Origin of the sequence: Exiguobacterium sp. s183 (assembly GCF_018617655.1) — a bacterium.
Taxonomy (GTDB): Bacteria; Bacillota; Bacilli; order Exiguobacteriales; family Exiguobacteriaceae; genus Exiguobacterium; species Exiguobacterium aestuarii_A.
In genome coordinates, this window is sequence record NZ_JACSKN010000019.1 from 1 (window position 1) to 377 (window position 377).

A 377-nucleotide genomic window follows, 5' to 3' on the forward strand; every position below is an offset into this window, starting at 1 on the left:
ACGCTCTCGGACCTCCACGGTTCATACGCGATCGCGATGATCGACTCAGAGGACAAAGAGCGCCTCTATATCGGGAAGAACAAGTCACCGCTCCTCGTCGGACTCGGTGACGGCACGTTCAACGTCGTCGCATCGGACGCGATGGCGATGCTCCAGGTGACGGACCAGTACCTCGAGCTCCACGACGGCGAGATCGTCATCCTCACGCGTGAATCGGCGACGATCAAGACGCTCGACGGCGAAGTGCTCGAACGTGCACCGTACACGGCCGAAATCGATGCGTCAGACATCGAGAAGGGCACGTACGCGCACTACATGTTGAAGGAGATGGACGAGCAGCCGGCCGTCATCCGCAACATCATCCAGCATTACCAGAA

At 59.2% G+C, this 377-nt stretch carries 1 pseudogene; it reads left to right on the forward strand.

From position 1 onward, the window contains the following. Positions 1 to 377 (forward strand): annotated as a pseudogene (locus tag KNP62_RS15500) (glutamine--fructose-6-phosphate transaminase (isomerizing)); the annotation flags it as partial.